The 13793-nt window shown below is 36.3% G+C and carries 10 protein-coding genes and 1 pseudogene; 2 read left to right on the forward strand and 9 right to left on the reverse strand.

Features of this window, described 5'->3' with window-relative positions; translation table 11 throughout:
* Positions 1-3 precede the first annotated feature (3 nt).
* The 8 genes and pseudogenes from BMF77_RS03690 to BMF77_RS03725 all read right to left on the reverse strand — a co-directional run bounded on the left by BMF77_RS03690 (position 4) and on the right by BMF77_RS03725 (position 9025).
* On the reverse strand, positions 4-1590 hold the full coding sequence (locus tag BMF77_RS03690) for an Hsp70 family protein (RefSeq protein WP_148760743.1): 1587 nt from the start codon (positions 1588-1590) through the stop codon (positions 4-6).
* 159 nt (positions 1591-1749) lie between these two features.
* Positions 1750-2301, reverse strand: coding sequence for a nucleotide exchange factor GrpE (locus BMF77_RS03695; RefSeq protein ID WP_148760745.1), 552 nt, complete (start codon positions 2299-2301; stop codon positions 1750-1752).
* Positions 2302-2457: 156 nt separating this feature from the next.
* On the reverse strand, positions 2458-2670 hold the full coding sequence (locus tag BMF77_RS03700) for a DUF2997 domain-containing protein (RefSeq protein WP_148760747.1): 213 nt from the start codon (positions 2668-2670) through the stop codon (positions 2458-2460).
* Positions 2671-2709: 39 nt separating this feature from the next.
* A complete protein-coding gene (locus BMF77_RS03705; RefSeq protein WP_148760749.1) occupies positions 2710-3084 on the reverse strand; it encodes a DUF1257 domain-containing protein in 375 nt (124 codons plus the stop codon).
* Between the two features lie 85 nt (positions 3085-3169).
* Positions 3170-4759, reverse strand: coding sequence for an AAA family ATPase (locus BMF77_RS03710; protein WP_148760751.1), 1590 nt, complete (start codon positions 4757-4759; stop codon positions 3170-3172).
* A 465-nt stretch (positions 4760-5224) separates the two neighbouring features.
* A complete protein-coding gene (locus BMF77_RS03715) occupies positions 5225-6349 on the reverse strand; it encodes an SUMF1/EgtB/PvdO family nonheme iron enzyme (protein ID WP_148760753.1) in 1125 nt (374 codons plus the stop codon).
* 420 nt (positions 6350-6769) lie between these two features.
* Positions 6770-7594: pseudogene (locus BMF77_RS03720) on the reverse strand (formylglycine-generating enzyme family protein); the annotation flags it as partial.
* An 873-nt stretch (positions 7595-8467) separates the two neighbouring features.
* Positions 8468-9025, reverse strand: a complete 558-nt coding sequence (locus BMF77_RS03725; RefSeq protein ID WP_148760757.1) for a heat-shock protein — start codon at positions 9023-9025, stop codon at positions 8468-8470.
* Between the two features lie 1069 nt (positions 9026-10094).
* On the opposite strand from BMF77_RS03725, the gene BMF77_RS03730 reads away from it, so the two are divergent.
* The gene (locus BMF77_RS03730; protein ID WP_148760759.1) at positions 10095-10484 is read left to right on the forward strand and encodes a DUF1815 family protein; all 390 of its coding nucleotides are present in this window, start codon (positions 10095-10097) and stop codon (positions 10482-10484) included.
* A gap of 75 nt (positions 10485-10559) precedes the next feature.
* Here the strand turns inward: BMF77_RS03730 and BMF77_RS03735 are convergent, their stop codons facing one another.
* Complete coding sequence (locus tag BMF77_RS03735) at positions 10560-11405, reverse strand: alpha/beta fold hydrolase (RefSeq protein ID WP_148760761.1); 846 nt, start codon at positions 11403-11405, stop codon at positions 10560-10562.
* Positions 11406-12125: 720 nt separating this feature from the next.
* On the opposite strand from BMF77_RS03735, the gene metG reads away from it, so the two are divergent.
* Complete coding sequence (metG, locus tag BMF77_RS03740) at positions 12126-13721, forward strand: methionine--tRNA ligase (protein WP_148760763.1); 1596 nt, start codon at positions 12126-12128, stop codon at positions 13719-13721.
* Positions 13722-13793 lie beyond the last annotated feature (72 nt).

Raw genomic sequence — 13793 nt, forward strand, 5'->3', positions numbered from 1 at the left:
TATTTATGTCAACTTATAAATTTCTCCCCTATTAATTAAAACTTTTCCCGTCAATAAATCCTTGACAGTTGCTAATAAAATCCGTCGAGAATCTACCTCAAACAACACCGATATTCTATCAATTCCTGCTTCACCTAGTGGGTTAAGTTTTGCCACACAAACCTGTTGATTTTGATTATCTAGGGAACGGTAACTTTCTTGATGTTGGAGAGTGCTAGAAGTCATTCTTCCCGAAGCATCAAACGCAATTTCTGTTTGTGACATATCACCTAATTCACCAATATCTAAACGAATCTCTTTTTGTCCATTATTTGCAACTTGCAGATTTAACCATTCTTGACGTTGACAAGGATATTTTTCACCTTTGGTAAATAAGCGATGATAAATATAACTTTTGCTATAATTTTCCCATAAACGAATCGCGTAACTATGACGGAGAAAATCATCTATTTCGGTAATCTGCGTTATTGCTAATGCACCATGACACACAGCATCAAAAGGTTTATCTAATTTTACTTTATTTTTACCAAAATAGGAAATAATTAATTGTTGAACTGCGGGAATTAAACAACTCCCTCCTACTAACAAAACCTGTTCAATATCATTCTTAGAAATACCCTTTCGCAAAGCAGAAGCTAAAACTTCATCTAAAGCATCTCGTAACTGTTGTAAAAACTGTCTATATTCTAAAATTTCTTCTAACTTTTCACGAGTAATTTTTAATTCATAAGACATAAAAGATTCATCATCAAACCAACTTTCAGCCACAGATTGATTTTTTGATAATTGAATTTTTAATCTTTCCGCAATTTCTAATAAATTTTGATAACCAATTTTTCCAACTTGTTCCGGGGTTAAATTTTGAGAATGCAAATAATCATCAACTATCCAAACATCAATATCTTCCCCACCTACATAGGCTTCCGACTTAGCTAAAACCTCAGCGCGTAAACTGTTATTTTCATGAGAATTAGTCATAGTTTTAACCAAACTCAAATCGAGAGTTCCCCCACCAAAATCTACTACCAAAATTAACTTACCAGGGCGTTTTACAGCATATCCTAAAGCTGCTGCTGTAGATTCATCTATAACTGATACTTGAGAAACATTTAATTTTGTCCCCAAATCTCGAAACCAATCTAAATAACGTTCAAAAGCACCAACAGGAACAGTAAAAATTAAATGACTAGGTTGGATATTTTGCCTTTTTATTTCCGTCCAAATAGTTTGGATAAACAACTCAGAAACAGAAATAGCATTATAATTTATCCCATCAATTTGGATTGCTGGTGGTTGATAATCTCCAGCTAAATCGCGTTTAAACTTTTTAAATAATCTTTCAGGAGGATAACTTTGAGAAAGTCCTAATCTTTGACTTCTCACACCTTCACCTAATATGATATTATTACCTGATTTAATAAACATTAAACTAGGAATAACGGGATATTCTAATCTTTCACCTTGAGAATTTACACCCAAAAACAAACGGGATAAATTAGGAAAACGTAAACTTTTAGGTAATTGAGTATCAGCTTCTAAAATACTAATTACAGTATTACTTGTACCAAAATCAATTGCGATAGTTGTCATAATTTAAGTAGGTTGGGTTAAGCGAAGCGCAACCCAACAAAAATGATAGATAATTGATATCTTGATGTTGGGTGAAGACAGAATAAATATATTATCTAAAAAATTGTAAGCAGTAAATGTTGGGTTTCGTTCCTCAACCCAACCTACAAATTCATGAGTTTAAGTATTATCAAATCCTCCGGGTAGAGTGCGACTAATTTTAGCAGGATAGAGAACCTTATCACCATCCTGATAACCAATAAAACGAATATATACTAATTCCCCTTCTTGAATATCATCACTATCAGCTTGATGTAATTGGGGATTATAATTAACCTGTTTCCAAGTTTCACCAATAGCAGTATAACCCCAATTGGTAATTAAACTATCTAAAGATGTGAATAGGGAAATTAGGTTTTTAGCGGGTAATTCAGGTTTAGCTAAAGCCATTTTTTTAACTGTGGGATAATTGCTGAGTAGAGTTTGTAATTGGGTAAAAGTTTCTTGTTGAAAATCAGTTTGTAATTGTTGAGATTGTTGTTTTAATTCCTCCCTGAGTCGTTGACATTGAATTTCTAAATCTTTAATCTTCTGTTCTGTGTCTGGAGAAGTAACAGGTTGATTACTAATAGATGTATTTTGATTATTTGCTGGGAATAATATCCGCAGAATAATATAAACGATGATTACGAGAATTACAGCAAAAGCAACTTGATTAATTTGTTCTAGCATATTATTTGTTTATGTAGCTGGTGTTTAGATCCCCGACTTCTTTTCTCGTTCCCAGTCTCCAGACTGGGAATGCAATCCTAGAGGTTCTACCTCTATTTTATCAGAAGAGGCAGAGCCTCTATACTGCATTCCTTGTCAGAGACAAGGAACGAGGAATTATTGTTGTTGTAAAGATTGATTTTCGGAAGCTGTAATTAACTCATCATCTTGATAATATTCCGGTAACAATTCTTGAGATTCTATTTCTCCCAAAGATTTTTCTAACCCCTTTGTTGTTTCCACACAACTAGAACCAGTGACATTTAAAACCCGTTCCACAATTTTACCATCCTTCCCAATGCGATATTCAACTTTTTGATATTCAGCCATGATGATTTTTACTTTTTAATAATGTTAATAAATCAGAAATTAAACCCATCTACCAACAATAACCCGCACCGTACCATCTGCTAAAACCTCCTCTTCCTCCACATTAAAACCCTCAGTTTGAATTGTTTCCATCAAAGTTTTATGGGCGTATTTTTGACTGATATTATTAATAAACTCCTGCTGATTAATTTTCGCACCCCAAAAATCAGCCACTAATTCATAACCTTCTCCATTTTTACGAAAACCCAAATCATAACCATTAGATTGCTTAATCACATATTCAGCATTAGTTTTATCACCCCTATAACCCCGAACCTGAGTATTTTGTTCAACCTGATAACCTAACTCTTGCAAAACCTGAAGCAAAACTTCACCCTGCTTAATTTGCACCTTGATAGTTGTAAAATGAGACATAAAAAATCAACTCCTACGAAAAATCTCTCCAAAACCTCTTCCCTCCGCGTCCTCCGCGCCTCTGCGGTTCGTTTTCTTTTATTATTTAATCCACCTCCAAAGGACCCAAACCTTGCTGCTGAGAATAAACCTTCAACTCCTCAATTAACAGCGTATCAATAGAAGCCGTTCTTGCGCCAGCTTCCGCCGCCCAGCGTTTTAAACTAGTAATTTGTTCCTTAGCAATAGCAGCCAAAGGAACAGTTTCCGACACCGCAGCTAAAATATCTTCAGTGTTAAAATCCCTCCTATTACCATCAATTAAACTACCAAAAGCGCGGTGCATACCATCAATAATTACCTGTTGAATTTCTGCACCGCTAAAATTTTCGCTATGACTTGCAAGTTTCTGTAAATCAAAATCTCGCAGTCGGGAAGGACGGATTTTTTGCAAATGGACTTTAAAAATATCATGGCGTTCTTTTTCCGTGGGTAAATTTAAAAAGAAAATTTCATCAAATCGCCCTTTTCTTAATAACTCGGCTGGTAATATTTGCACATTATTAGCAGTAGCCACCATAAACACCGGACTGGTTTTTTCTTGCATCCAGGTAATGAGTGTACCAAATACCCGGCGCGATGTGCCAGAGTCACCATCTGTACCACTATTAATATTACCAAATGCCTTATCTATTTCATCCATCCATAATACACAGGGTGATATTGCTTCTGCTAATTGTATCATTTGGCGAATGCGACTTTCACTTTCTCCGACTATACCCCCAAATAATCTCCCCACGTCTAAACGTAACAATGGTAAACGCCATTCATGGGCGATAGTTTTGGCTGATAATGATTTTCCTGTTCCTTGGATTCCTACTAATAAAACGCCTTTGGGGTTGGGTATTCCATAACGTCGTGCTTCTTCGGTAAAAGCATCTTGACGCATTCGCACCCACTGTTTGAGATTTTCCAAGCCACCGACGTTTTTTAATGATTCATTGGCCGTGTAAAATTCTAAGATTCCGGTTTGGCGAACTGCTTGTTTTTTCTCTTCTAATACTCTATCAATATCTGTTTCGTTGACTTGTCCTTTTGCTGCTAAAGCTGCGGCTAAAACTCTTCTAATTCTGGCGCGACTTAATCCTTGACAGGCTTTGATTAATTGTTCTTTTCCCAGTCCATTTAAATTCAGTTTTTCGGGGACTATTAATTGCTGAATTAAATAATCTATTTCTTGGATGTTGGGTAAGGGAAAATCAATAACTGTAATTTCTTCTTGTAATTCTGGGGGAATGGTTAAAGTATGACTAGTGAGGATGAGGGTTTGGCGTGTGCGTTTGAGTTGACGGGTGAGGTTTTTGATAGCCCGAATTACGGGAGCATTTTTTTCTGTTTCGGGGTTTTTGAGGATGAAATGAATGTCTCGCAATACAAATATTGTGGTTGTATTTTCTGGGGTTTTGGCAATTCTTGATAATGCTCCCATGACTGAACCTTTATCAGTTCCGTTGTCATCCCAACCGGTGACGATATCCCATAATAATAGTTGTCGTGGTGTCTGGGATATTTGGGTAAGTTGTTGCAGGACTTGTTCTATTGGTTCTTCTTCCACTCCGACTATATATAGTAGGGGATAGCGGGCGCGAAGCATGAGGTCTATTTGTTGGAGTAGTTGTTGATGGGGGTTATTCATTATGTATAAATAAGGGAGTTAGTTGTTAGTTTATTGGGGTTTTTATTTCGCGCAAAGTCGCCAAGGAGCAAAGACGCAAAGAAGAAAATTTTTTGTCTGATAGCGTAGCGTGGCGTAAGCCATATCAGGATATCCAGGATTTGAGGATGTACAGGATGTGATTGTTTGATTATTCGTTAGTTGTTATTAGTATAGAGGAAATTGAATATTTATGAAGTGAGATGGAAGATTATTGTCAGAATCAGGATGTCCAGGATTTAAGGATGTACAGGATGTGATTGTTTGATTATTCGTTAGTTGTTGATGATTAGGATAGAGAAAAGTAAATATTTATGAAGTGAGATAAAAGAATAAATATATGAATCTCATCTATCAATCATCAAATTACAATCCTGTAAATCCTATAATCCTGGATATCCTGATTCTGACAAGAAAAGAGCAAGAGGGAAAAAGCGCATAGTGCTACTAAGTCCTCGCCGCACCACTACATACAACCCGAAAACCGAGACCGTTGAGGTCGGTACCGAGGTAGTTGCTGCTGCGATAAGCAGAACGGCAATAATCAGGAATGCTGCTCCACGAACCACCACGCAGCATTTTCCAGTTAATATTCTCTTCAATATCTAGCCATTCGCTTCCATTTGTTGGCGCACCTTCATAGTTACCATGCCAATTATCTTGACACCACTCACGTATATTGCCGTGCATATCATATAATCCAAAATTGTTAGCTACTCCAAAGCTGCCTACTTCTCTTGTTTCTTCTCTATAAACTCCTTTAGTTCCTTGTCCATAAGTATAATTACCATCATAGTTAGCTAAATCCGTTGTCATCGTCTCTCCAAAGTGAAATGGTGTAGTAGTTCCCGCTCTACAAGCATATTCCCATTCGGCTTCACTGGGCAGTCTGTAGGTCTTTCCGATTTTTTGGCTTAACTTTTTACAGAAAGCCACGGTATTAATCCAACTAACTTGTTCAACTGGGCGATTACTACCTTCGAAATAAGAAGGGTTATTTCCCATAATAGCTTGATATTGTGCCTGTGTTACTGGATATTTTCCCATAAAGAAACTAGGAACTGTAACTTGATGCTGGGGACTTTCATTATCACTTCTTCCCGCTTCATTTTCTGGTGAACCCATCATAAAAGTACCACCAGGAATTGCAGCCATGTCCAATGTCACACCATTACCCAAATCTTCTATAAAATATTTGGCTATACGTTGCTGTCGTTGAATAATTTTTCCAAATTTGTTAGTTGTTACTACTTCAATCTTTTCTAGTTTTAACCCTTGGAGATTAGAAATTAATGCTTGTTTAACTTTTGTTTCTGTTCTGTCACTTAATATTAAATAAGCCGTATTTTGAATATCCCAAGATTCATCATTTAAACCTGCAATCACCAAATCTAAACCCTGTTCTCCATAATTCACAGCTTGCTCAAGTGCAGCAATTCTTAACTGTGCATCTGGATTTTGTAACCGCAATTTTACCCCTTCAATTCCACCTAAAACCGCAGCACCTTCTAGTAATGGACTATTACCACCAAGCACAGCATCGTATTCTCGCGGTTGTTGTGGATGATTCATGATTCGTTAATGGTTGGTTTCATGTATGCTGTATGTAAAATAGCATATTATTGTCTGATAGCGAAGCGTGGCGTAAGCCATATCAGGATGACCAGGATTTGAGGATGTACAGGATGTGATTGTTTGATTATTCGTTAGTTGTTGATGATTAGGATAGAGAAAGGTTAATTTTCATGAAGTGAGATAAAAGAATAAATATATGAATCTCATCTATCAACCATCAAATTACAATCCTGTAAATCCTTTAATCCTGGTTATCCTGATTCAGACAAAATATTAAGTAAATAGTCATCAACCATCAAATTACAATCCTGTCAATCCTTTAATCCTGGATATCCTGATTCAGACAAAAAAATTTTTCTCGCTATGCGAGAGGGATAAGAAAAGAAAAGAGCAAGAGGGCAAAAGCGCATAGTGCTATTAAGTCCTCGCCGCACCACTACATACAACCCGAAAACCAATATTGTCGTCGTAGTCGTCGAGATTGTTGTTGTAGCGACAAGCAGAACGGCAATTTCCAGGATCGTCGTTCCACGAACCACCGCGCAGCAGCTTAAAATTGGTATTTTCTTCAGTATCTAGCCATGCGCTTCCATCTGTCGGCGCACCTTTATAGCTATTATGCCAACTGTCTTGACACCACTCCCAGACATTGCCGTGCATATCGTATAAGCCAAAATTATTCGCTACTCCAAAGCTGCCTACTTCTGTTGTTTCTTTTCGGTAAATTCCTTTAATCCCACCGTGATAAGTGTAGTTACCATCATAGTTAGCTAAATCCGTTGTAATCGTCTCTCCAAAGTGAAACGGTGTGGTAGTTCCCGCTCGACAGGCATATTCCCATTCGGCTTCACTTGGCAATCTGTAGGTTTTTCCGATTTTTTGGCTTAACTTTTCACAGAAAGCCACCGCATTAGTCCAACTAACTCTTTCAACAGGGCGATTATCACCTTTGAAATCAGAAGGGTTGGTTCCCATAATAGCTTGATATTGTGCCTGTGTTACTGGATATTTTCCCATGAAGAAACTAGGAACTGTAACTTGATGCTGGGGACTTTCATTATCACTTCTTCCCGCTTCATTTTCTGGTGAACCCATCATAAAAGTACCACCAGGAATTGCAGCCATGTCCAATGTCACACCATTACCCAAATCTTCTATAAAATATTTGGCTATACGTTGCTGTCGTTGAATAATTTTTCCAAATTTGTTAGTTGTTACTACTTCAATCTTTTCTAGTTTTAACCCTTGGAGATTAGAAATTAATGCTTGTTTAACTTTTGTTTCTGTTCTGTCACTTAATATTAAATAAGCCGTATTTTGAATATCCCAAGATTCATCATTTAAACCTGCAATCACCAAATCTAAACCCTGTTCTCCATAATTCACAGCTTGCTCAAGTGCAGCAATTCTTAACTGTGCATCTGGATTTTGTAACCGCAATTTTACCCCTTCAATTCCACCTAAAACCGCAGCACCTTCTAGTAATGGACTATTACCACCAAGCACAGCATCGTATTCTCGCGGTTGTTGTGGATGATTCATGATTCGTTAATGGTTGGTTTCATGTATGCTGTATGTAAAATAGCATATTTGAGTAATTTTGTTATTTGTTTACATAATTTTAATATTGTCAGAATCAGGATGTCCAGGATTTAAGGATGTACAGGATGTGATTGTTCGATTATTGGTTAGTTGTTGATGATTAGTATGGAGAAAGGTTAATTTTCATGAAATTACCGTAATAATCAATACATCATTTACCTCTAGTAATCATCAAATAACCATCCTGTAAATCCTCTAATCCTGGTTATCCTGATTCAGACAAAATATTAAGTAAATAGTCATCAACCATCAAATAACCATCCTGTAAATCCTCTAATCCTGGGTATCCTGATATGGCTTACGCCACGCTACGCTATCAGACAAATAGAAACTTGACGAAATTGAAAATATAGCCTAATATGGAAATATAGGATGCAGCAGACATGATTTAGGCGTTGAAAGATAGTCTAAACATGACATCCCGTTACCTTTATGGTCGAGGAATTCCGGTAAAGACGTTCTGAATACCAAAAATTGATTTTTGGCGAAGACTCCTCAAGGAGTCTTTGTTATTTAAGGACTGGGTAATTTTTTATTATTTAATAAGTTTTTAGCTATCACAAAAAAGCGAACTTTTTTGATTTTACCTATACCATCATATTTAGGGTAGGAGCTTTCTACGTGCAACCTCAGCTTTTTACTTTCCCGAAATACTGTAAAAACAACAAAATAATCAACTTCAATACCATTAGAATCTACAATTTTAACGGTTGCAAAGTTTCCATATCCAGCATGACATACTAATGTTGTTTTTTCACCCAGTGACTTGATAATACTGGGTAAATGCTTTGACAAGTTGTATCTTTCAAAATTGAATGGTCTAGACTCTCTTGGAGCATTATACATCAATAAATTTGATTCTTCGCTGCTCAGTTCATCCGATTCTTTCGTAAAACAATGTGAGCTATATGTGACGATAAATCTGTATGTGAATGGGTTATTTTCATCTGTATCATCAGTATATTCAACCCAGTGAACATCAAGATGTGATAAGTCGTAAACTTGACCATTAAATGTGAAATTTCTCCAGTGTTTAACCTCCGTCTTGACTGTATTGAAATTTTTACCCATGAGTTAATATAAGCTGCTATGATTTATACAATAATCTTGTAATCTTAATAGTATAAAAATCACAATGTCAAATATTTAAAGTTTACAGGATGTGATTGTTTGATTATTGGTTAGTTGTTGATGATTAGTATAGAGAAAAGTAAATAAATATTTATGAGGTGAGATATAATAATCAATACATAAACGACAGCCATTAACCATCAAATAATCATCCTGTTAATCCTATAATCCTGGTTATCCTGATTCTGACAAAATATTAAGTAAATAGTCATCAACCATCAAATAACAATCCTGTTAATCCTATAATCCTGGATATCCTGATATGGCTTACGCCACGCTACGCTATCAGACAAAATATTAAGTAAATAGTCATCAACCATCAAATAATCATCCTGTTAATCCTATAATCCTGGTTATCCTGATTCTGACAAAATATTAAGTAAATAGTCATCAACCATCAAATAATCATCCTGTTAATCCTATAATCCTGGTTATCCTGATTCTGACAAAATATTATACTTTCTGAAAACCGGCTTCTCTCATATTAAGATCAGTGTTATAGCGGAGATTAAAAATATATATATACTAAAAGTAATATATTAACTAAGTATGTTTACTAGTTGCGTTAATCTCAATCTATGTTATATGATATGAGGTTTATTTGAAATGGAGATAAAAACACAAGCAACGAAAATAAGTGCTAGAGTGAATAAATCATCTCAATTCAGCTTTATATCGTCTGTGATAGTTCAATACATAGATTTAACGAACTTGACTATGAGTGGATTTAAGTTAGGCTAAAAACGTCTCAATTTTATCAAGTACGATTCCGACAGATCGGGGAAACCAAAATGTAAATTTTAGTACCTGTGTTTGCTATAAGTACCTGAAAAATTGAATAGTTTGATACTGCTTAAAGAATCGTTATCCACTAACCTAAACAAGTTAACTAATTAACGAACTCATAAACCGCTAAAAATTGTGAATACTATTCTACAATGCCAGTTTATGAGAAAATCTAAAGAAAATATAAAATAAACTCAACTGACTGTGGTGTCTGGAGGGACAAGTGTTTTTAAGACTAGCAAACGAACATAGACAATTTGTTCAAGATTTGGTAATGAATTTGCAAGCCTTAGCGGTTGTACTAGAACGGCATGGTTATCCTGCTTCTTGCTATACTTGCGGTAATCAGATGAGCAGTGCATCCTTTATGGTCAGCTTAGGAGACAACCATCTAATTCGCTTTTTAGTATCCGACTATGGAATTACTTGGACAGAAATGCGTGATGATCGGGAATTAATGAAATTAGAAGGCGCAGAAGCGATTAACCAGTTACAAGAACTAGCTACCCTTGTCAAAGAGGCAATACAAACCTCTAAAAATACTGGGTATTCATCTCCCAAAGGCAAACGGATCTTACAGAATACTGTGGGAAGTGGGAAAACCCACCGATAGTAATTACAGATTGTAGGGGCAATTCCTTCAGGAAGCCAGGTACATGAATTGCCCATGTAGTAACGTAATTAAGCTTCACATAGACTTGGTGATCATGGAACTTGCTGTTGATGTGATAAATTTTGGTGTATTAATATTAAATTCTAAAAAATCGTTATCTTTGAGAATTTGATAGAGATTCACATCTTTCTCTAGTAAACAAGCATGACCGCTATTTGGGAGGAGAAATGTCCGATTATTTGGTAATATCTCCGCTAATCTGGCGATTTCACTGACGGAAGGCAATAAAAGATCGCTACCACTTCCAATGAGTAAAATTTCTTGTGTTAGCCGTTGTAAATCGTTTTTATCAACGTGGAAATCTCGCAGCAATGATAAACGCCAGTTTACCGTTGCTGAGGGCAGGGAACGCATAGCTGTAAGCAGTCTATAGCGATCGCTTTGAGAAATCCGTGCTAATGATGCCAGAAACGGTAATAACCCTAATGCACCCAGATTAAATAGGGATGATGGCACAAACTGAGTCATCTGGGATATCCAATTAAACCAGAATTGCTGGTGCAAAGATGAAGCGGGATTAATTAAAATAATCCGTTTAAATAACTGCGGTGATTGAATTGCGACTTGCATTGCTAAACAACCACCAAAAGATTCACCACATAGGTATATTGGGCGTTGACAGCTTGTTTCCAATTCAGCGTGAATTAAGTCCAAAACATTCCTTGCTAAAACGTCCCAAGTCGCAAGATAGTTTTTGGGTATAGCCAAGCAACGAATATCTAAACAAGAGGCTAATTCAGAGATTTGGGTTTGCAATAATTCACCACTCCCATCCATTCCTGGTAAATAGATGAATAACGGGGAATTTGATTGTACTGGTTTTGGAGTTAAAAAACAAGGTTGAGGATCAACTGCTGGCATTTTGCTGATTTTTATTCGTCTACTCTATCTTTAACTTTACCCTTTCCGTTATCCAGATAGGGATTGTGACGAAATTTTTATCCTTTTTGCTTTGTCTAAAATCAACCTTTCCACATAAAAAATAACCCACTCTGAAACCATGATTACAGAATTTATGGCGATTTGTATTCATCATATATAAGTATGTGAAAGCGTTAAATCCTCCTCACTGGCAATAGTATCAGATTGGTGCTGTATTCAACTATTAGCAGTCAGCCAAAAGCAGGAATAACAAAGAAAAGGAAATATTTATTTCCTGGAAGTTACAGCTTACACCCAGGAAATTATGGTTAATTTTCTGTATTTTCACCTTTAAAGCTGTTAGCTTAACGCTTAATGCTTAACAGTTTTGTCAACTATTACTGGGAGAATCTGATATGGGAATTATATCCACACAATTATTTATATCGCTAGAGTTTCAGTTAGTGTATTCCCTGTAACTACCAATGCAAGAAACAGGTTTTACCATGATTATTAATTAGTAAATACTTTCGCTGATTTGGCCAGAAATCAGGTGAATTTATAGAAGTAATTAAACAATTCTTCAGTCCATAAACTTGTTATCATCCAGAAGGAGTTTGGAAAAAACAGTAGCAATGTTATATAATTGCGTAGTTTTGTCTAGATAATCTAGATTATTAATAGAGAAAACTGATTAATAATAATTTGCTTTTATTGTCCATGAATCTTGTGAATAAAACAGAAAAGACTTTTGCACTGACCACACCACTATACTATGTCAATGATGTCCCCCATATTGGCAGTGCTTATACAACTATAGCAGCGGATGTAGTAGCCAGATTTAATCGCTTGCAGGGGCATCAGGTGCTACTAATTACAGGTACAGATGAACATGGTCAAAAAATTCAGCGTTCAGCAGCGAGTTTAGGAAAACCACCACAGGATTTTTGTGATGAAATTGTCCCCAGTTTTGTCAGATTGTGGGATTTACTCGATATTCAATATGACCGCTTTAGTCGAACTACAGCACCCCGTCACGAAGCCATAGTTAAAGAGTTCTTCCAGCGGGTTTGGGAAAATGGCGATATTTACCAAGGAGAACAAAAGGGTTGGTACTGCGTTTCCTGTGAAGAGTTTAAGGAAGAACGGGATTTACTCGCAGATAAACACTGTCCCATTCATACTAACAAACAAGTAGAGTGGCGAGATGAGCAGAACTATTTCTTCCGCTTGTCTAAATATCAAACTCAGTTGGAGGAATTTTATCAATCTCACCCAGATTTTATCCAACCTGTCAGCAGACGAAATGAAGTTTTCAATTTTGTCACCCAAGGTTTACAGGATTTTTCGATTTCGCGGGTAAATCTTGATTGGGGTTTTCCCGTACCTGTGGATTCTCAACATACATTATATGTATGGTTTGATGCTTTGCTAGGTTATGTTACAGCATTGTTAGAACCAGATGCAGAACCAACCTTAGCTAATGCTTTACAAACATGGTGGCCGATTAATCTGCACTTGATTGGTAAAGATATCTTACGCTTTCATGCTGTGTACTGGCCAGCAATGTTGATGTCAGCGGGATTACCTTTACCAGACAGGGTATTTGGACATGGTTTTTTAACTAAAGATGGTCAAAAAATGGGCAAGACTTTAGGTAATACTCTTGATCCTATCGCTTTGGTGGAAAATTATGGTAGTGATGCCGTTCGTTATTACTTCCTTAAGGAAATCGAATTTGGGAAGGATGGCGATTTTAATGAAATTAGGTTCATTAATGTTTTGAATGCAGATTTAGCAAATGATTTAGGTAATTTGTTAAATCGGACTTTAAACATGGTGAAGAAATACTGCGCTAGTCAAGTACCGTCCATTAGCCATTCAGACATTCCATCGGAAAATCCTTTGAAAGCGATAGGGTTACAGTTGGGAGAAAAGGTGAAACAAGCATACACAGCATTAGCTTTTAATGAAGCCTGTCACTATGTTTTATCTCTGGTGCAAGCCAGTAATAAGTTTATTGATGATCAAGCCCCTTGGTCATTATATAAACAAGGTAAACAGGAGGAAGTGGAAGCGGTGCTATATGCGGTTCTGGAATCTGTAAGATTAGCAGCTTATCTTCTATCCCCAATTATTCCTAATATCAGCAGTGATATTTATCAGCAATTAGGCTGGGGGATCAATTTTAATGAACAAAAAGAAAGTGCAATTTTAGCTCCTTTTTGTACCCACTCAACCTGGGGAATATTATCCGAACAACAAATATTGGGAACACCAAAACCAGTTTTTAAACGGATAGAAACATCAAAATAAAAGATTAATTTTGGGAACTGCGAATTTCTTAAAAAACCAAAGAATTCGGGGCTATTAATTACATCTTAATAG

This window comes from Dolichospermum sp. UHCC 0315A (genome assembly GCF_008121535.1).
Taxonomy (GTDB): Bacteria; Cyanobacteriota; Cyanobacteriia; order Cyanobacteriales; family Nostocaceae; genus Dolichospermum; species Dolichospermum lemmermannii.

Bases quoted from the DNA above. Each gene is read 5' to 3' on its own strand.
- BMF77_RS03735 (WP_148760761.1), bottom strand. From the start codon at position 11,405: ATGCCAGCAGTTGATCCTCAACCTTGTTTTTTAACTCCAAAACCAGTA.
- metG (WP_148760763.1), top strand. From the start codon at position 12,126: ATGAATCTTGTGAATAAAACAGAAAAGACTTTTGCACTGACCACACCA.
- BMF77_RS03700 (WP_148760747.1), bottom strand. From the start codon at position 2,670: ATGGCTGAATATCAAAAAGTTGAATATCGCATTGGGAAGGATGGTAAA.
- BMF77_RS03710 (WP_148760751.1), bottom strand. From the start codon at position 4,759: ATGAATAACCCCCATCAACAACTACTCCAACAAATAGACCTCATGCTT.
- BMF77_RS03725 (WP_148760757.1), bottom strand. From the start codon at position 9,025: ATGGGTAAAAATTTCAATACAGTCAAGACGGAGGTTAAACACTGGAGA.
- BMF77_RS03705 (WP_148760749.1), bottom strand. From the start codon at position 3,084: ATGTCTCATTTTACAACTATCAAGGTGCAAATTAAGCAGGGTGAAGTT.
- BMF77_RS03695 (WP_148760745.1), bottom strand. From the start codon at position 2,301: ATGCTAGAACAAATTAATCAAGTTGCTTTTGCTGTAATTCTCGTAATC.
- BMF77_RS03715 (WP_148760753.1), bottom strand. From the start codon at position 6,349: ATGAATCATCCACAACAACCGCGAGAATACGATGCTGTGCTTGGTGGT.
- BMF77_RS03690 (WP_148760743.1), bottom strand. From the start codon at position 1,590: ATGACAACTATCGCAATTGATTTTGGTACAAGTAATACTGTAATTAGT.